At 59.7% G+C, this 17,305-nt stretch carries 17 protein-coding genes and 1 riboswitch; of the genes, 8 read left to right on the forward strand and 9 right to left on the reverse strand.

Annotation, left to right across the window (positions count from 1 at the left end):
• Positions 1–40: 40 nt before the first annotated feature.
• A complete protein-coding gene (locus ABD013_RS17045; protein ID WP_343808779.1) occupies positions 41–745 on the forward strand; it encodes a class I SAM-dependent methyltransferase in 705 nt (234 codons plus the stop codon).
• Between the two features lie 78 nt (positions 746–823).
• Here ABD013_RS17045 and thiC read toward each other — a convergent pair whose 3' ends face one another.
• From thiC to thiD, 7 genes are all read right to left on the reverse strand, one after another.
• Positions 824–2,701 carry a phosphomethylpyrimidine synthase ThiC gene (gene thiC, locus ABD013_RS17050; RefSeq protein ID WP_343808781.1) on the reverse strand — a complete coding sequence of 626 codons (1,878 nt, stop codon included), beginning with the start codon at positions 2,699–2,701 and terminating at the stop codon, positions 824–826.
• A gap of 28 nt (positions 2,702–2,729) precedes the next feature.
• On the reverse strand, positions 2,730–3,404 hold the full coding sequence (gene tenA, locus ABD013_RS17055; protein WP_343808783.1) for a thiaminase II: 675 nt from the start codon (positions 3,402–3,404) through the stop codon (positions 2,730–2,732).
• Complete coding sequence (locus ABD013_RS17060) at positions 3,397–4,107, reverse strand: TenA family protein (protein ID WP_343808785.1); 711 nt, start codon at positions 4,105–4,107, stop codon at positions 3,397–3,399. The genes tenA and ABD013_RS17060 overlap by 8 nt, the downstream gene beginning before the upstream one ends.
• Positions 4,108–4,174: 67 nt before the next feature.
• A complete protein-coding gene (locus ABD013_RS17065; protein WP_343808787.1) occupies positions 4,175–5,107 on the reverse strand; it encodes an ABC transporter substrate-binding protein in 933 nt (310 codons plus the stop codon).
• The gene (locus ABD013_RS17070; RefSeq protein WP_343808789.1) at positions 5,104–5,877 is read right to left on the reverse strand and encodes an ABC transporter permease; all 774 of its coding nucleotides are present in this window, start codon (positions 5,875–5,877) and stop codon (positions 5,104–5,106) included. Before ABD013_RS17070 ends, ABD013_RS17065 begins: the two co-directional genes overlap by 4 nt.
• Positions 5,874–6,608: an ABC transporter ATP-binding protein gene (locus ABD013_RS17075; protein WP_343808791.1), complete on the reverse strand. Its 735-nt coding sequence runs from the start codon at positions 6,606–6,608 to the stop codon at positions 5,874–5,876. Before ABD013_RS17075 ends, ABD013_RS17070 begins: the two co-directional genes overlap by 4 nt.
• A 3-nt stretch (positions 6,609–6,611) precedes the next feature.
• On the reverse strand, positions 6,612–7,430 hold the full coding sequence (gene thiD, locus ABD013_RS17080) for a bifunctional hydroxymethylpyrimidine kinase/phosphomethylpyrimidine kinase (RefSeq protein ID WP_343808793.1): 819 nt from the start codon (positions 7,428–7,430) through the stop codon (positions 6,612–6,614).
• A gap of 57 nt (positions 7,431–7,487) precedes the next feature.
• A riboswitch (TPP riboswitch) is annotated at positions 7,488–7,583 on the reverse strand.
• Positions 7,584–7,681: 98 nt separating this feature from the next.
• Here thiD and ABD013_RS17085 point away from each other — a divergent pair.
• From ABD013_RS17085 to ABD013_RS17100, 4 genes are all read left to right on the forward strand, one after another.
• A complete protein-coding gene (locus tag ABD013_RS17085) occupies positions 7,682–7,873 on the forward strand; it encodes a zinc ribbon domain-containing protein (RefSeq protein ID WP_343808795.1) in 192 nt (63 codons plus the stop codon).
• A 6-nt stretch (positions 7,874–7,879) separates the two neighbouring features.
• Positions 7,880–8,776: a CHAD domain-containing protein gene (locus tag ABD013_RS17090; RefSeq protein ID WP_343808797.1), complete on the forward strand. Its 897-nt coding sequence runs from the start codon at positions 7,880–7,882 to the stop codon at positions 8,774–8,776.
• Between the two features lie 111 nt (positions 8,777–8,887).
• Positions 8,888–10,516, forward strand: a complete 1,629-nt coding sequence (locus ABD013_RS17095) for a methyl-accepting chemotaxis protein (protein WP_343808799.1) — start codon at positions 8,888–8,890, stop codon at positions 10,514–10,516.
• 58 nt (positions 10,517–10,574) lie between these two features.
• Positions 10,575–11,216, forward strand: coding sequence for an MBL fold metallo-hydrolase (locus tag ABD013_RS17100; protein ID WP_343808801.1), 642 nt, complete (start codon positions 10,575–10,577; stop codon positions 11,214–11,216).
• Here the strand turns inward: ABD013_RS17100 and ABD013_RS17105 are convergent.
• Together ABD013_RS17105 and pfkA are read right to left on the reverse strand one after the other, a co-directional pair.
• On the reverse strand, positions 11,213–11,824 hold the full coding sequence (locus tag ABD013_RS17105; protein ID WP_343808803.1) for a DUF502 domain-containing protein: 612 nt from the start codon (positions 11,822–11,824) through the stop codon (positions 11,213–11,215). The two genes, ABD013_RS17100 and ABD013_RS17105, sit on opposite strands and share 4 nt — an antisense overlap.
• A 14-nt stretch (positions 11,825–11,838) precedes the next feature.
• Complete coding sequence (gene pfkA, locus ABD013_RS17110) at positions 11,839–12,843, reverse strand: 6-phosphofructokinase (RefSeq protein WP_343808805.1); 1,005 nt, start codon at positions 12,841–12,843, stop codon at positions 11,839–11,841.
• Positions 12,844–13,065: 222 nt separating this feature from the next.
• Between pfkA and ABD013_RS17115 the strand changes: the two genes are divergently transcribed.
• The 3 genes from ABD013_RS17115 to ABD013_RS17125 all read left to right on the forward strand — a co-directional run bounded on the left by ABD013_RS17115 (position 13,066) and on the right by ABD013_RS17125 (position 17,151).
• Positions 13,066–14,046 carry a TAXI family TRAP transporter solute-binding subunit gene (locus ABD013_RS17115; RefSeq protein ID WP_343808807.1) on the forward strand — a complete coding sequence of 327 codons (981 nt, stop codon included), beginning with the start codon at positions 13,066–13,068 and terminating at the stop codon, positions 14,044–14,046.
• Between the two features lie 64 nt (positions 14,047–14,110).
• Positions 14,111–16,699, forward strand: a complete 2,589-nt coding sequence (locus ABD013_RS17120; RefSeq protein WP_343808809.1) for a TRAP transporter permease — start codon at positions 14,111–14,113, stop codon at positions 16,697–16,699.
• A gap of 8 nt (positions 16,700–16,707) precedes the next feature.
• Complete coding sequence (locus tag ABD013_RS17125) at positions 16,708–17,151, forward strand: universal stress protein (RefSeq protein WP_343808811.1); 444 nt, start codon at positions 16,708–16,710, stop codon at positions 17,149–17,151.
• The last annotated feature ends 154 nt before the right edge of the window (positions 17,152–17,305 follow it).

The raw sequence follows: 17,305 nt of genomic DNA on the forward strand, positions 1-17,305 counted from the left end.
CGGAGCTTCTCCGGCCTTTTTTATTTCTGAGGAGTTGATCATGCCCGATGCTCTGCAAGAACTGCGCGATTATCTGACCCGCCATCATGGCGGTGATGGAGAGCGCGCCGCCACACGCGCCCTCGAAGGCCATGAGCGCAACCATGATGACGTTTTTCGGCGTTTCTGGTCGGAGCATGCCAATGCGCAGTTGGCACCCGGCAGTCGGGTAGTCGATCTGGGCTGTGGCCCGGGCCTGTTCCTGCGAGATCTGTCGCTGACCAGCCCGGAATTGGAGCTGATCGGTGTTGAGGCAGCGCCCTATATGCTGGAACGAGCCAGTCGCGAGGATTACGAGTTCAACATTCGTGTGGCGGACCTGAATGACCCACCGGCAGAGCTGTTTGACTCGAACTCGATCGACGTGGCGCTGGCCAACCGCCTGTTCCACGAACTGCATCAACCGCTGGTGCTGCTGCAGAAGCTGCATGCCTGGCTCAAACCGGGTGGCGTGCTGATCCTGATCGATATGGTGCGTCAGCCACTGGGCAGCTTCCTGACCCACAAGTTCGGCCAGGACCGGCTGGATGAGGCGCTGGATGCCCGAGAGATGGCGGCGCTGTTCGAGGATTACTTCGAACATAACCGTTATCACGACTATGACCTGCTGGCACTGCTGGCCATGACCGGCTACGAGATATTGGCTGATGAGCCGATCCGCAGTGGGCGGGCGGTACAGATCGCGGCGCGCAAGCCGGTCAATTGAAGGACTTGCTCCGGCGACCAAAGAAAAGGGGCTCTCAGGCCCCTTTTTCAGTTCAGTAGTGTTGTGAACAGGTTTGCATTACACCTTGTGATAGATCTCGGCTCCGCTGTCCTTGAACTCCTCTGACTTCTCCTTCATGCCCTGTTCCGCCTGGGCATTGATTGCCGCCACCTGGCTTTCGTCCAGATCGCGCACTTCCTGAGAGATCTTCATCGAGCAGAACTTGGGGCCGCACATGGAGCAGAAGTGCGCCACCTTGGCGGACTCCTTCGGCAGAGTCTCGTCGTGGTAGGCACGGGCGGTATCCGGATCCAGACCGATGTTGAACTGGTCTTCCCAGCGGAACTCGAAGCGAGCCTTGGACATGGCGTTGTCGCGGATCTGTGCACCCGGGTGGCCTTTCGCCAGATCGGCGGCATGCGCGGCGATCTTGTAGGTGATGATGCCGGTCTTGACGTCGTCCTTGTTGGGCAGACCCAGGTGCTCCTTCGGTGTTACGTAGCAGAGCATGGCACAGCCGTACCAGCCGATCATCGCGGCGCCGATACCGGAGGTGATGTGGTCGTAGCCCGGCGCGATGTCGGTGGTCAATGGGCCCAGGGTGTAGAAGGGCGCTTCGTGACACTCCTTCAGTTGCTTGTCCATGTTCTCCTTGATCATGTGCATCGGCACATGGCCCGGGCCTTCGATCATCACCTGCACATCGTGCTGCCAGGCGATCTTGGTCAGCTCGCCGAGGGTTTCCAGCTCAGCGAACTGGGCTTCGTCGTTGGCGTCGTAAACGGAGCCCGGACGCAGGCCGTCACCGAGGGAGAAAGCCACGTCGTAGGCCTTGCAGATCTCACAGATCTCTTCGAAGTGGGTGTAGAGGAAGTTCTCCTCGTGGTGCGCCAGACACCATTTCGCCATGATGGAACCGCCACGGGAGACGATGCCGGTCATGCGCTTGGCGGTGAGCGGCACGTAGCGCAGCAGCACGCCTGCGTGGATGGTGAAGTAGTCCACGCCCTGTTCAGCCTGCTCGATCAGGGTGTCGCGGAACACTTCCCAGTTCAGGTCTTCGGCGATGCCGTTAACCTTCTCCAGCGCCTGGTAGATCGGCACGGTGCCGATCGGGACCGGCGAGTTGCGCAGGATCCATTCACGGGTCTCGTGGATGTTCTTGCCGGTAGACAGGTCCATGATGGTGTCCGCGCCCCAGCGGGTGCCCCAGGTCATCTTCTCCACTTCTTCCTCGATGGAGGAAGTAACGGCTGAGTTGCCGATGTTGCCGTTGATCTTCACCAGGAAGTTGCGACCGATGATCATCGGTTCCAGTTCCGGGTGGTTGATGTTGCACGGGATGATGGCGCGGCCTTCGGCCACTTCCTGGCGCACGAACTCCGGTGTGATCTCTTCCGGCAGGTAGGCGCCGAAGTTGTGGCCCGGGTGCTGCTCGGCAACCACGTTGCCTTCCGCCTTGGCCTTGGCCAGCTTCATGTTCTCGCGGATGGCGATGTATTCCATCTCCGGGGTGATGATCCCCTGACGCGCGTAGTGCAGCTGGGTTACGTTCTTGCCGGCCTTGGCGCGACGCGGCTGGCGGGTCAGCTCGAAGCGCAGTTCGTCCAGACGCAGGTCGGCGGCACGGGCGCGGCCGTATTCGGAGGTCAGGCCGTCCAGTTGTTCGGTGTCATCGCGCTCCAGAATCCAGTTTTCACGCAGCGGCTCCAGTCCCTTGCGCACGTCGATGGTCGCATTTGGATCGGTGTAGGGACCGGAGGTGTCGTAGACGTACAGCGGGTCGTTCTTCTCGCCGCCCATATCGGTCGGGGTGTCATCCAGGGTGATCTCGCGCATCGGCACGCGGATATCGGGGCGGCTGCCTTCGACATAGACCTTGCGGGACTTGGGGAAGGGCTGCACGGAATCCGTATCAACGGTGGCGGTGCTGCTCAGATGTTGGGTGCTCATCATGCTCTCCGGAGTGTTATGTTTGTAGTGCTCAGTCGGCCAGATCCAGGCCCATCTGCCAGAAGCTCACTTCCATGCGGGTGGCGGTGCGGAAGCGTTTTTCCAGCGCAGCCAGACGGGCAGGGGGCAGGTCCTGCCCCAGGGTATCCAGCAGCTCGCGTTCGGTGCGTGCGGCCTGCTGGTATTCGTCGCTCAGATACATCTCGATCCAGGCGTTGTACGGGTTGCTGTCACGGACGGTGTCGGGTTGCTCGGCCAGCCATTGTGCGATCTCGGCATAGCCGATGATGCAGGGCGCCAGTGCCACATGCAGGTCGAGCAGGTCGCCGGCGAAGCCGGCATCCATGACATAGCGGGTATAGGCTACGGTGGCGGAGGCTTCGGGCAGTGCCTGCAGCTGTTGTTCGCTGATGCCCCAGTCATTGCAATACTCAACATGCAGGCCGATCTCGGTATCCAGCATGGCGTTGAGGCCCGCCTGGGCGTAACGCATGCTGGTCAGATCTTCGCTCTTGAACACGGCCAGGCCCCAGGCGCGGCTGAACTGGATCAGGAACAGATAGTCCTGTTTCAGGTAATGCTGGAAACATTCCTTCTTCAATGTGCCTTGTCCCAGCTGGCGTACGAAGTCGTGCTGGATATAGGCCTTCCAGTCGTCAAGGCACTGGGCTTTCAGATGTTCATACAGTGACTTATTTTCAGACACGCGGAACCTCCTGTTCGGTTACGGATGCGGGGTCGAGGCTGGCGCTGAAGAACTGGTGTTCCAGTACGCACATGCACCGAAACAGCTTGGCCAGCCGTTCCAGGGTGGCGTCATCGCGGTCGGCAAAGCTGTCGACCTGAGCGCGCAGCCAGGTGACGAACTGCTCGAACTCGGGCAGTACGTGGATGTCGATCCACTCCTGCAGGTAGAAGCGGCAGCCGCGCGGTTTTCCCGCCTGCAGCTGCGACCAGCTCAAGTAGGACCACTCGGCGACACAGAGGCAGATGATGGCGTCTTCATAGCAGACTTCAGACGTCTTCATCGTGTCGATGATCGCCCGGCTGACCGGGTGCAGTTCCGGGTTCAGATAGTCGGTCTCACTCAGCCCCAGTGCTTCGAAAGAGCGCAGGAAGTAGGTGTTCTCATCGCTGGTCAGTGCCGCGAGGAAGCCGGCCAGCACGGTTTTCGGTGGCATCGCCGGGGCGTTGGCGATGGTGCGGGCGACCAGATTGACCAGGGTGTCGATGAAGGCATAGTCCTGCACCAGATAGCGGGCATAGACCGCGTCGGCCAGACAGTCATCGCCCAGCGCCTCGGTGAACGCATGGTTCACCGCCCGGTTCCAATCGGCCTCGGCATAGTTGCGCAGCTGCTCGCTCAGCAGCTGCTGAGGGTGCTGTTGGCGATAATCGGCAAAGGTCATCTGCTTCTCCTTAATTGATCGCTCAAGGCTGCCCATATCGGTTGGCTCAAGGCTGTCTTGTCGGTGCTCAGGGCACGATGGCGTAATCGGCCACTGGCGGGTTGCCCTTGGTCAGGCCCTGTTCCTGCATGAAGGCACCAACGCGCCGGTAGCGGGCCTCGTCCAGTGCCGCCGGGCGCAGCGCGAAGCGGCTCAGGGTATCGGCCCAGGCGCGGCGGTTGAGCTCGGTATTGAGCTCGTCCGGCTTGTAGCTGACAAAGGCTTTCCAGGCGTCATCCGGGTGGTTGACGATGTACTGGGTGGCCTGTTCCAGTGCCGTCACAAAGCGGGTAAAGCGCTGGTCGCCGCGGTCCTTGTTGTTGATCACCAGCACCAGCTCGTCATAGGCAGGGACGCCTTCCTCTTCGACATAGAAGGCACGGCCCGGATGGCCTTCGATATCCATCTGGTTGAGCTCGAAGTTGCGGTAGGCACCGATCACGGCATCGACCTTGCCGGTGATCAGGGACGGTGACAGTGACCAGTTGACGTTGACCATCTCGATATCGTCCAGGGTCAGGCCGTGCGGCTTGAGCATGGCGCGCATCAGGGCCTCTTCATAACCGCCCACCGAATAGCCCACCTTCTTGCCCTTGAGATCGGCCAGGGTCTTGATCGGACCCTGGTCCAGCACCACCAGCGAGTTCAGCGGCGTGGCGATCAGGGTGCCGACGCGGGTCAGCGGCAGCGCTTCGCCGACCATGACGTGCAGCTGCGGCTGGTAGGTCAGCGCCATGTCGGCTTGTCCGGCGGCGACCAGCTTGGGCGGCATCGACGGATCGGCCGGCTCCACCATGTTTACCTCCAGTCCCTGAGCGGCGAAGTAGCCTTTCTGCTGGGCGACGATCAGCGGACCGTGGTCGGGGTTGATGAACCAGTCGAGCAGCAGCTCGACCTTGTCGGCCGCCAGTGCCTGAGCGGACAGCAGGCAGCCGCACAGCAGTGCAGTCAGTCGTTTCATGGAGTATTACCTCGGGTTGCCGACGACGTGGACTCATCCAGCCAAGGGGTGAGTCGTCGTGCGACCAGGTTGACGGAAAAATAGAGTGCCAGTGCCATCACGGCGAGCACCAGCAGGGCGGCGAACATCAGGTCCACCTGCATGCGAGCGTTGGCGTTGAGCATCAGGTAACCCAAACCGGTTGAGGAGCCAACCCACTCGCCGACTACGGCACCGATGGGTGCCACCGAAGCGGCCACCCGCAGGCCGGAGCCGAAGGCGGGCAGAGCGGCGGGCAGGCGGATCTGCAGCAGCAGGGCGCGCCGGCTGGCGCCCAGGGTGCGGGCCAGTTGCAGGAAGCCGGTGGGCGTCTGACGCAGGCCGTCGAAGCAGGCGGCGGTCACCGGGAAATAGATGATCAGCGTGGCCATGGCGACCTTGGAAGTCATGCCGTAGCCAAGCCAGAGCATCAGTACCGGTGCCAGGGCGAATACCGGGATTGCCTGACTGATCACCAGCACCGGCAGCAGCCAGCGGCGCAGCCGGCTCCAGGTGATCAGTGACAGGGCGCTGATCAGACCCAGCCCGGTGCCCAGCAGCATGCCGAGCAGGATCTCGATCAGGGTGACGCCGGCATGTTTCATCAACAGCGGAAACTGGCTGACCAGAGTGTCGAATACCAGCAGCGGGCCTGGCAGGATGAAGCGGGGGGCATCGGTGAGCCAGACCACCAGCTGCCAGCTCAGCAGCAGGCCCAGTGCTATACCGATCGGACGCAGCAGGGCGGTCATAGGGCCTCTCCGGCCAGCAACTCCAGCAGTTGTGCCTGCAGCTGCAGTACCTGCTCGTCATGTACGGCACGAGGTGCCTGCCCAACCGGGATAATCGGGTCGGACAGGCGTGCCGGCGAGCCCTGCAGCACCAGAATACTGTCGGACAGGCGCAGCGCTTCCAGAGGATCATGGGTGATCATCAGCACCGTGCGGTCGGCGAGCAGCTCGGCGGCCAGGTCCTGCAGCTTCAGTCGGGTGATCGCATCCAGTGCCGAGAAGGGCTCGTCCATGCACACCAGCGGCTGGTCCTGAAACAGGGTACGGGCCAGGGCGACACGCTGGCGCTGACCGCCGGACAGCTGTGCCGGGCGAGCGTTGGCCCGATCGGCCAGTTCTACCTGGCTGAGCAGGTAGCGGGCCTGCTCGGTCTGTTCAGGGGATACCTTGCCGTGCTGCAGGCGGGCAGCGAGCAGTACGTTCTCCAGCACCGACAGCCAGGGCAGCAGCAGATCCTGCTGCGCCATCCAGGCGACGCGCCCATTCAGCGGCTGGCCGTCACTGCAGTGGATTGCACCGCAAATGTCGGCTTCGTCGGCGATGCCGCACAGCAGTTGCAGCAGCGAGCTTTTGCCGACCCCGGACTGGCCCAGAATACTGGTCCACTGGCCGCTGGGCAGGGTCAGGTTCAGGTCGCTGAATACGCAGTGATGCTGCCAGTGCAGGCTGGCCTGCTCAAGCCGGATATCCAAGGCTTACCACCAGGCGTGGAAATGATGCGTGGGACCATGGCCGGAACCGACCTGCAGCCGGTCGGCCGCGGCAATGGCTGCCGTGATATAGGTCTTGGCTTCGGTCACGGCGGTCTGTACATCCAGCCCCTTGGCCAGCCCGGCGGCAATGGCGGACGACAGGGTACAGCCGGTGCCATGGGTATTGGCGGTGGCAATTCGCCTGGCCGGCAGCCAATGGGTTGCGTCGGCGCTGAGCAGCAGGTCGGCACTGTCGTCACTGGCGGAGCCGGCCAGATGGCCGCCCTTAACCAGCACTGCCTGAGGGCCGAGAGCCAGCAGCTGTGCTGCCTGGGCCTGCATCTCCTCTGTATCACCGGCTTCTTTACAGGCCAGCAGTACGGCGGCTTCCGGCAGGTTGGGCGTGATCAGGGTCGCCAGCGGCAGCAGTTCGCGGCGCAGGGCATCGACGGATTCGTCGGCGAGCAGCTTGTCACCGCTTTTGGCCACCATCACCGGATCGAGCACGATATTGTTCAGCCCGCGCTGGCGCAGGATAGCGGCGATGGTGGTGATGGTTTCGGGACGGCTGAGCATGCCGATCTTGACCGCATCGACCTGGATATCGTCCAGCACCGTATTGAGCTGGTCGGCGATAAAGGCGGCTGGCACATCGTGGATGGCACGCACTTCACGGGTGTTCTGCGCGGTCAGTGCGGTGATCACCGAGGTACCGAAGACGCCCAGGGCGGAAAAGGCCTTGAGATCAGCCTGGATACCGGCACCGCCACCACTGTCGGAACCGGCGATGGTGAGGGCGATGGGTGTGCGTGTCTGTGTCATGCGGATGCTCCTGTACGGGAGAAAACCGCACCGACCACGCGTGAGCATGGAGTGATAGTAACGGTCATCTCGATTTCCTACGCCGGTACCAACCGGATCAGGTTCAGCGGGTCTCATCTCAGCCCATCCAAGTGGGCACCCCGACCAAGAATCAGCGGCTAGTTTAGGCACTCGAAGCTTAACTGTCTATGCTGTAACCAGAAGAGTGCCGAGGTCAGCCGAACAAGCCTAATAACGGAGGTGGATCTCTGATGAACCCCTTGGAAGTGGTAGAGCTTATGTGCCCCTGGTGCAGTGAGCCGATCAGCCTGACCGTGGATGTGACCGAGCCTGAGCAGGAGTACAGCGAGGACTGTACGGTCTGCTGCAGCCCTATGACGGTTCGGATCCGGGTCATGGCTGAGGGAGAGCCTCAGGTCAGTGTTGAACGAGAAGGGGGTTAAAGGGCCATGTCTGCTGAGGTAGACAAGAGCCAACAGCGCCCCCTGAGCGCAGACAGGACGGGAGAAGACGTTCGAACAAGTGCAATGGACCTGAGCAGTCAGGTACGGTGGCGGCTGGAGCAGGGGCACTCAGGTCAGCTGAGTGATCATGATGAAGTCATTCACCAGACACGTGTCGATATGAAACGACTCAGGGCTCTCTGGTATCTGGTACAGCCGGGGCTGAGCAAGCATGGGCGTGCTCAGTTACACCAGTCCACCCAGTCGGTGGCATCAGCGTTGTCGGGGCAAAGGGACCAGGCCGTGATGCTGGCGCTGCTGGCAGAGATCGATCCCGGCTTGCCCGAGGGTGCCCTTATGGCGCTTGAAGCCGAGATTCACCTGAGGACAGTTGCTGCAGAGGTTGACGGGTGCCCGCTGGAAGCGGCGCTCCAGAGTCTGGAGTTGCTTGACCTTACGATCAGGTCTGTCGACTGGGCGGCGTTCAGGCGCCGGCATTTGGAGCAAGGGCTCATTTGGACCGGCTGCAAGAGTCAGGAGCTCTGCCGTCGGGCCATCATGGAGGCGGATGTGAAAGCCCTTCACCGCTGGCGCAAGTGGGTCAAGGTCTGGCTGTATCAGGTGCAGTGGCTGCTTCCCGATGCCTCGACCAAATGGGTCGGTCTTCTCAAGCCTTTGGGCAGCAATCTGGGGAACATCCATGACTTTGATGTCTTTCTTGAACTGCTGCGGTGCATCATCGATCCGGAACTCAAGGCGGCACTGGAGGAGTTGGAGCAGGTCGTGCAACTCAAGCGTCGGCGAGAACTGGCTCTCGTGCAGGAGATGGCCGAGGTCATTTATGCCAAGCCTGCCGAGCGGCGCTGCCACAAGGTCTTTGATCGCTGGTTGAAAGGGAGGTGAACAGCATCACGATTACCCTGCTTAACATGTAAACCTAAAGGGCTTTTATGTAGCCATGACTATGCTAGTCTGTATCCGATTCCTGACTGTTTAGTTGAATGAGTGGCCCCCATGTCCTTACGCAACCTGTCTGTTCGAGCCAAGCTGTGGCTGCTGGTTCTGATTGCCAGCCTGATGTTGGTTATTCTCACGTCCCTGTCTCTCTTTGATTCGCGTGCCTCCCTGCTAGTGGAAAGAAGTAACCAGCTGCATGCGTTGCTGGACAGTGCTGAGGGGCTGTTGCAGGCTCAGCAATCTCGTGTCGCATCCGGTGAAGTCAGCCTGGAGGATGCTCAGAAAACCGCGCGACAGATGCTGGAAAGCATGCGCTATAACGAAAATGACTATTTCTTCGTATTGGATGCGGATGCGCGCATGCTTGTTCATGGCGCGAATCCTGGTCTGGTCGGGCAGGTGCTGAAGGACAAGAAAACGGCAGATGGTCAGCCGATCTTTGCACGGATGGCGGCTTTGGTCGGTACCGGGACGGATGTTGAGCAGCTGAGTTACCGTTGGCCCTATCCCGGCAGCAGTGAGCCCCAGGCCAAGATTACGCTTGCCAAGCCATATAATGCTTGGGGATGGGTCGTGGCGACCGGTGTGTACGTGAATGACCTGGATGAAGCCTTTTATCGGAATGTGCTCTATATGGGAGTCCTGCTGGTCGGTGCCCTGATAGTGCTGATGGCACTGTCCATCCCGCTGGGTCGTTCCATTACTGGTCCGCTGGAGCGAATTGCTGAGGTGATGAGGCTGGTGGCTGCGGGCGACTTGAGAGTCCGGACCGAGCTCAACACGCGTGATGAACTGGGCCAGGTGGGTCAGCGCATCGATGAAACACTGGAGGTCTTCAAGAATCTGGTGCACCAGATTGCCGGGTCGGCCAACCAGGTGTCGTCCAGTGCTGAAGGGTTGGCACGCAGTGCCGAAGAAACCAGTGTGGCACTGGATTCTCAGGCTCAGGAAGCAGAACTGCTGTCTACGGCCATGAACGAGATGGCTGCGAGTGTACATGAAGTGGCGCGCAGTGCCGGAGAAACTGCTGCAGCCATCGAAAGTGCTGACCATGAAGCCGACGAAGGCAATCATGATGTCGAGGATACCGTGGACCGCATTCAGGCGCTGGCACGTGAAGTGGAGACGGCTGCGGAGGTTATCCAGGCACTGGAAGGTGATACGGTGCAGATCGGACAGGTGCTGGAGGAGATCCAGGCGATTTCTGAACAGACCAACCTGTTGGCGCTGAATGCAGCTATTGAGGCCGCTCGAGCCGGTGAGTCGGGACGCGGTTTTGCCGTGGTAGCCGATGAGGTGCGCCAGCTGGCACAGCGTACCCAAGGGTCCACCGAAGAGATCCGCAGCATGAATGACCGCTTGCGCAGCGCGGCACAGAAAGCGGTAGAAGTGATGGAGCATTCGCGGAAGGGGGCGGATGAAAGTGTCCAGAAGGCGCTGCATGCGGGGCAGGAGTTGACGCGCATCGTCGAGCAGATGGCGCATATCCGTGATATGGGGGTCCAGGTGGCGGCAGCGGCCGAGCAACAGAGTCAGGTGTCGGAGGAGATGAATGCCAACCTGCTGCGCATTACTCAGGCATCCGAGAGCACCGTAGCGGCGGCCAATACCGTGGCCTCAAGCGGCGAGGAGCTGCAGCAATTGTCGCAAGGTCTGCAGGAACAGATCAACCGCTTCAAGACCTGACTTTTGGCCCTGAGGGCCGATATACTGGGGCAAACCGTTACAGAATCTTTGGGCAGCTATGAAATATCGCATCATTCCCGTAACCCCCTTCCAGCAGAACTGCACCCTCCTCTGGTGTGAGCAGACCATGAAGGCCGCCGTAGTTGATCCTGGTGGTGATCTGGCGCGGATCAAGGCCGCCGTCGCTGAAGAGAGTGTCGAGCTGGAAAAGATTCTGCTCACCCATGCCCATATCGATCATGCCGGTGGCACGGCTGCCCTGGCCCGTGAGCTGGAGCTGACCATCGAGGGACCGGGGCGTGACGACGAGTTCTGGATCGAGGGCCTGCCCAAGCAAAGTGAGATGTTCGGTTTTCCCGATGTGGAGGTGTTCACTCCGGATCGCTGGCTGGAAGATGGCGACCGTGTCAGCTTCGGCGAGGTTACGCTGGAGGTGATCCACTGCCCCGGACACACGCCGGGCCATGTGGTGTTCTACCACCGCCCTTCGGCACTGGCGCTGGTCGGTGATGTGCTCTTCCAGGGCTCCATCGGCCGCACCGATTTTCCCCGTGGCGACCATGCTACGCTGATCCGTTCCATCCGCGAGAAGCTGTTCCCGCTCGGTGACGAGATAGACTTCATTCCAGGCCACGGCCCCATGTCCACTTTCGGTATGGAGCGGCAGACCAATCCCTTCGTCGCGGATCGCTTCGGCTAAGAATCGTTGTTTTCACTGCGTGTGGACACGCCGCCGCTGACGATGAAGGTCGTGACCTCACCAGCTGGCTGTTGCAGCGGTGTGACCAGGCTGGCCGGCACGATGATCAGGTTGCCGGCGAAGTTGTAGGACTGGGGCAGGTAGACGGCTACCTCCTGCTCCAGTCCCCAATGGGACAGATCCTCGGCGGTGATAAAGCCGGCAACCCTCACTTCACTGTTTTCGCTCAGACTCACCAGTACCGGCTTGTCGAACCGTTTGTCCTCGCCCAAAAAGGCCTGGAACAGGTCTCGCAGGGCGTTGTACAGCAATTTGACCAATGGAACCCGCTTCATCAGCTGATCGAATTTGCCGAGAATGAAGCGGCCCATGAAGTGGGATGCCAGGGCGCCGGTCAGGGTGATCATCACCAGGGTGCAGGCGATCGCCAGCAGGGTGGTGGCCAGTCCAGACTGCAGCTGTGGAAACAGCTGCTGGAGCAGGCTGCTCAGGGCACTGAACAGGGTGTTGTTCAGTGCCGTGAAGATGGCGTACACCAGATAGATGGTGATGACGGCCGGCAGCAGAATCAGCAGGCCCTGAAAGAACAGGCGAACGATCATTCGCATCGCGGCTCTCCAGGTTACTTGTGCAGCAGCAGGGCAAGTTCGAACAGTTTGGGATCCAGCCCCTTGCGGTAACGGATGACGCTGTCCAGAGGCACATCGACAATGGCGCCATCGGCTACCCCGACCATGATGTCGCTGTAGCCGGCCAGCAGGTAGCTGACCGCCATGGCACCCAAGCTGGAGGCCAGCACTCGGTCATGGCCGCTGGGGCGACCGCCGCGCTGGATATGTCCCAGAATGCAGACTCTGGGCTCTTCTCCCTGCTGCTTGAGTTGCTGCGCCAGGCGGTAGGTCAGTCCCGGTTCCTGGCCTTCGGCTACCACGATGATGCCGCTGGAGCCCTTGCCTTCCCGGCGGCTTGCGCTGAGCTGCTGCCCCAGCTGTTCGATATGAACCTCGTACTCCGGCACGATCACCATCTCGGCGCCGGCGGCAATACCGACATGGGTGGCCAGAAAGCCGGAGTTGCGGCCCATCACCTCGACCAGAAAATGACGCTCATGGGAGGAGGCGGTGTCGCGGATCTTGTCGATCGCATCCAGCGCGGTATTGACCGCCGTGTCGAAACCGATGGTGTCCTCGGTGCCGAAAATGTCGTTGTCGATGGTGCCGGGCAGGCCGATCACGGCCAGGTCACTCTCTTCGGCCAGCAGATGGGCGCCGGTCAGCGAGCCGTCACCGCCGATTACGACCAATGCATCGATCCCGTTCTGCTCCAGTACCTCGATTGCCTGCTGGCGCACCTCCTTCTGCTTGAACGCCTCGCAACGGTCACTTTTCAGAATGGTGCCGCCGCGCTGCACGATGTTGCGTACCGAGGCAGAGGTCATCACGCGAAGGTCTCCGGCCAGCAGGCCGCTGTAACCCCGCTGGATGCCGTACACCTGGATATCGTTATTCAGCGCCGCACGTACGACACCACGTACCGCCGGGTTCATGCCGGGAGAGTCACCTCCGCTGGTCAGTACGGCGATGGCATTGAAGTCGCGAAGCGCTTCCAGATCAGGCAGGTTATACATTTCGGCTCCTTCCACCAGCTGCATTTGATTTCACTATAGCGGAATTGGATGACGCTGATGAGACTGGTCGTGTTCAGTTACTACAGATCTATGTCACCGTTTTTACAGGAAAATCCCGATGAAAAGTTGAAGAGGACATGAGCCTGGCTAATACTGAAATTCTGAACCGGCTCGGTGATTGAGTGGCGGAGCCTTTCTGAGTTGAAAAAAGGAGAGTTCTATATGGCACTGAACAAGACGTTGATCTCTGCTGCAATGGCAGTCGCTGTAGCGGCGAGTGGTCTGGTAGCGACCTCTGTGGCCAGAGCAGAAAGTTTTATCACGATCGGTACCGGCGGTGTGACCGGCGTTTACTACCCCACCGGCGGTGCAATCTGTCGTTTGGTGAACAAGGACCGTGCTGAACATGGTATCCGCTGCTCCGTTGAGAGCACCGGTGGTTCCGTCTACAACCTCAATACTATCCGTTCAGGGGAGCTGGATATCGGCGTGGCCCAGTCTGACTGGCAGTTCCATGCCTACAACGGCACTGACACTTTCACGGATCAGGGACCTAACCCGGATTTGCGTTCCGTATTCTCTATGCATGCAGAACCCTTTACCGTGGTGGCACGGGCTGACTCGGGGATCAAGGTCATCAATGACCTCAAGGGCAAGCGAGTCAATATCGGTAACCCCGGTTCCGGCCAGCGTGGCACTATCGAGGTGGTGATGCAGGCCAAGGGGTGGAGCCGGGATGACTTCTCACTTGCATCCGAGCTGAAGGCATCCGAACAGGCCAGCGCGCTCTGTGACAATAAGATCGATGCGATGGTCTATGTGGTCGGGCACCCCAGCGGTGCCATCAAGGAAGCAACCACTTCCTGTGACAGTGTTCTGGTAACGGCCGACGATGCCGATATCGACAAGCTGATTGTCGATAACAGCTATTACCGCCATGCAACCATTCCTGGTGGTATGTACCGTGGTAATCCCGATGACGTTATAACCTTTGGTGTCGGCGCCACCATCGTCAGCTCGGCCAAGGTGCCGGACGAAGTGGTGTACAACGTGGTCAAGGCGGTGTTCGAGAACTTCGATACCTTCCGCAAGCTGCACCCGGCCTTTGCCAACCTCAAGAAAGAAGAGATGGTGCGTGATGCTTTGACAGCGCCGCTGCATCCGGGTGCCGAGAAGTACTACAAGGAAGTTGGTCTGCTTTAAGCGGGCTCTGCGCGGGGGTGCGCTGCACCCCCATTGTTTTCTTTTCTGCTGAAGGGTGTTCGCCGTGTCTCAGGATGAAGCCTACAAAACCACGAACGACGACATTCAAGAACTGGTCGCCCAGTCTGACAGTGGCGCGCGTACGCCCAGGGGACTGCCAGGCAAACTGCTCTGGGCAGTTGCCCTTGCCTGGGCACTGTTCCAACTCTGGTATGCGTCGCCCTTGCCCTTCATTTTCGATTTCGGCGTCATCAATGACTCCAAGGCCAGGTCCGTTCACCTGGCATTCGCTATCTTTCTGGCCTACACCGCCTATCCGGCGCTGAAAAGTTCGCCTCGTTTCCAGATTCCTTGGCACGACTGGCTATTTGCCTTCGGAGGTGCTTTCGCCTCAGCCTATCTGGTGCTGTTCGAAGATCAGCTGGCGACACGCGCTGGGGCACCGACCACAGCTGACATTGTCGTGGCGGTGGCCGGCATGTTGCTGTTGCTCGAAGCGACCCGACGTGCACTGGGGCCGCCGTTGATGGTTGTGGCTGCGGTATTTCTGCTTTATACGTTTGCCGGCCCTTACATGCCGGATGTCATCGCGCACAAGGGCGCGAGTCTTGCCAAGGCGATGTCGCATCAGTGGCTCACCACCGAAGGGGTGTTCGGTGTTGCGTTAGGCGTTTCAACCAGCTTCGTATTCCTGTTCGTGTTGTTTGGCGCTTTGCTGGAGAAAGCGGGTGCCGGTAACTATTTCACCCAGGTCTCTTTCTCGCTGTTGGGCCATATGCGAGGCGGTCCAGCCAAGGCCGCTGTGGTTTCCTCCGGTCTCAGCGGGCTGATCTCGGGTTCTTCAATAGCCAACGTGGTGACCACGGGCACCTTTACCATTCCATTGATGAAGCGGGTTGGCTTCCCGGCCTACAAGGCGGGGGCGGTGGAGGTGGCAGCCTCGACCAATGGCCAGCTGACGCCTCCGATCATGGGGGCCGCGGCGTTCCTGATGGTGGAATATGTCGGTATCTCCTATATCGAGGTGATCCAGCATGCCATCCTGCCGGCACTGATCTCCTATATTGCCCTGATCTACATCGTTCATCTTGAAGCCCTGAAAGCGGGCATGCAGGGACTGCCCAAGCCGGATGAAGGTCGTACCCTGGCCCAGAAACTGGCGACTTGGTGCGGCATCATTGTGGGTGTCTGCCTGCTGTCGTTGGGCCTTTACTACGGTTTCGGCTGGACCAAGATGTATTTGGGCAATGCCAGCTACTGGCTGATGGCGGGTATTATTCTGCTGTCTTACATTCTGCTGGTGCGTTACTCGGCAGGCTACCCCGAACTGCAGATGGATGATCCCAATGCAGAGCTCGTGTCGCTGCCCAGGACGGGACCGACTGTGAAATCCGGCCTTTACTATCTGCTGCCGGTGTTCGTGCTGGTCTGGTGTCTGACCGTGGAGCGTTTCTCGCCTGGTCTGTCCGCGTTCTGGGCGACGGTGTTCATGATCGCGATCGTGCTGACGCACAAGCCGCTGAAGGCGCTGTTCCGTTCGGGTGGGGAGAAGTTTGGCGATGGGGTCAAGGCGGGCTTCTGTGATCTTCTGGATGGCCTGGTGACCGGCTCACGCAACATGATCGGCATCGGGGTGGCAACGGCAGCCGCCGGCATCGTGGTCGGTACAGTAACCCTGACCGGCATTGGTCTGGTGATGACAGAATTTGTCGAGTTCATCTCGGCCGGCAATATCATGTTGATGTTGCTGTTTACGGCGGCGATCAGCCTGATCCTGGGGATGGGGCTGCCGACCACTGCCAACTACATCGTCGTATCCACGTTGATGGCGCCGGTGATCGTGACTCTGGGTGCGCAGCAGGGGCTGATCGTGCCGCTGATTGCCGTGCACCTGTTCGTGTTCTACTTCGGTATTCTTGCTGATGACACCCCCCCGGTAGGGCTGGCGGCCTTTGCGGCTGCGGCTATTGCTCGCTCTGATCCTATCCGTACCGGTGTGCAGGGCTTTACCTACGACATTCGTACCGCGGTGCTGCCGTTCATGTTCATCTTCAATACGGAGCTGTTGCTGATCGGTATCGAAAGCATTCCACACCTGCTGATCACCATTGCAACCGCCGTGACCGCGATGCTGATCTTTGCCGCAGCAACACAAGGGTTCTGGCTGGTGAAGAGCCGCTGGTATGAAACCCTGTTGTTATTACTGGTTGCCTTCACTCTGTTTCGTCCCGGATTCTGGTGGGACGAGATCTATCCGCCCATCGTAACCTCGCCGCCACAACAGATTGAGCAGTTGGCTGCCGAGGTGGTGCCAGGTGGGCACCTGATGCTGCTGGCAGAAGGGATAACCATCGATGGTGACATGGTCAAAAAGCTAGTGCGGTTGCCGTTGGGCGAAGGGCAGACAGGGGCAGATAAGTTGTCTGATGCAGGCCTGACGCTCGCTATAAATGACGACCAGGTGATTGTAGAGCTGGTTGGCTTTGGCAGTCCGGCTCAAGACGCGGGGCTGGACTTCGATTGGCAGATCCTGGGTATTGAGCGGGAAGCCGATCGTCCGGACAAGCAATGGATGGTCATTCCGGCTTTGGCGCTGCTGGCCGGCCTGGCAATGTTACAGCTGCGCCGTCGTCGTCAACAGGCAGCGACTTAGGAGGAGATATGTACAATAAAATACTGTTGCCGGTCGATCTGCAGGACAAGGAAACTGCACAGAAGGCCCTGTTGGAAGCCGGTCGCTTTTTGGCTGGTGATGAGGCTGAGCTGCATGTGATGGCGGTATTGCCGGGACTGAACATGCCGATGGTCGCGGCATACTTTCCGGATGATGCCGTCGAAAAGGCGTTGCATGGGTTGCAGAAAGAGTTGCATCAACTGGTGCAACAGGCCGTACCGGGTGTGAAGCACTGTCACGAACATATTGCAGAAGGCAGCCCCGCACGTGAAATCATTAATCTGGCGGAGAAGGTCGGGGCCGATTTGATCGTGATGCCCAGCCATAACTACACGCGGGTTGAAAATATCCTGATCGGCTCCGTTACCTCCAAGGTAGTGGAGCGGGCACACTGCTCGGTTATGGTGCTGCGTGAAACGGATATGAAATAATTTCGAAAAAGACGTTGACTCCTCCTCGGGGATGCGTAGAATACGCCTCCTCGCTTGAGACGACAGGGTTCGCGAAACGCTGAAGCCTCAAATGAGAAGGAAGTAAGTTCTTGAAATCAATAAAATTTCTGATGTAGAATTCACCTCCTTGATT

Source organism: Marinobacterium maritimum, assembly GCF_039523155.1.
Classification (GTDB): Bacteria; Pseudomonadota; Gammaproteobacteria; order Pseudomonadales; family Balneatricaceae; genus Marinobacterium; species Marinobacterium maritimum.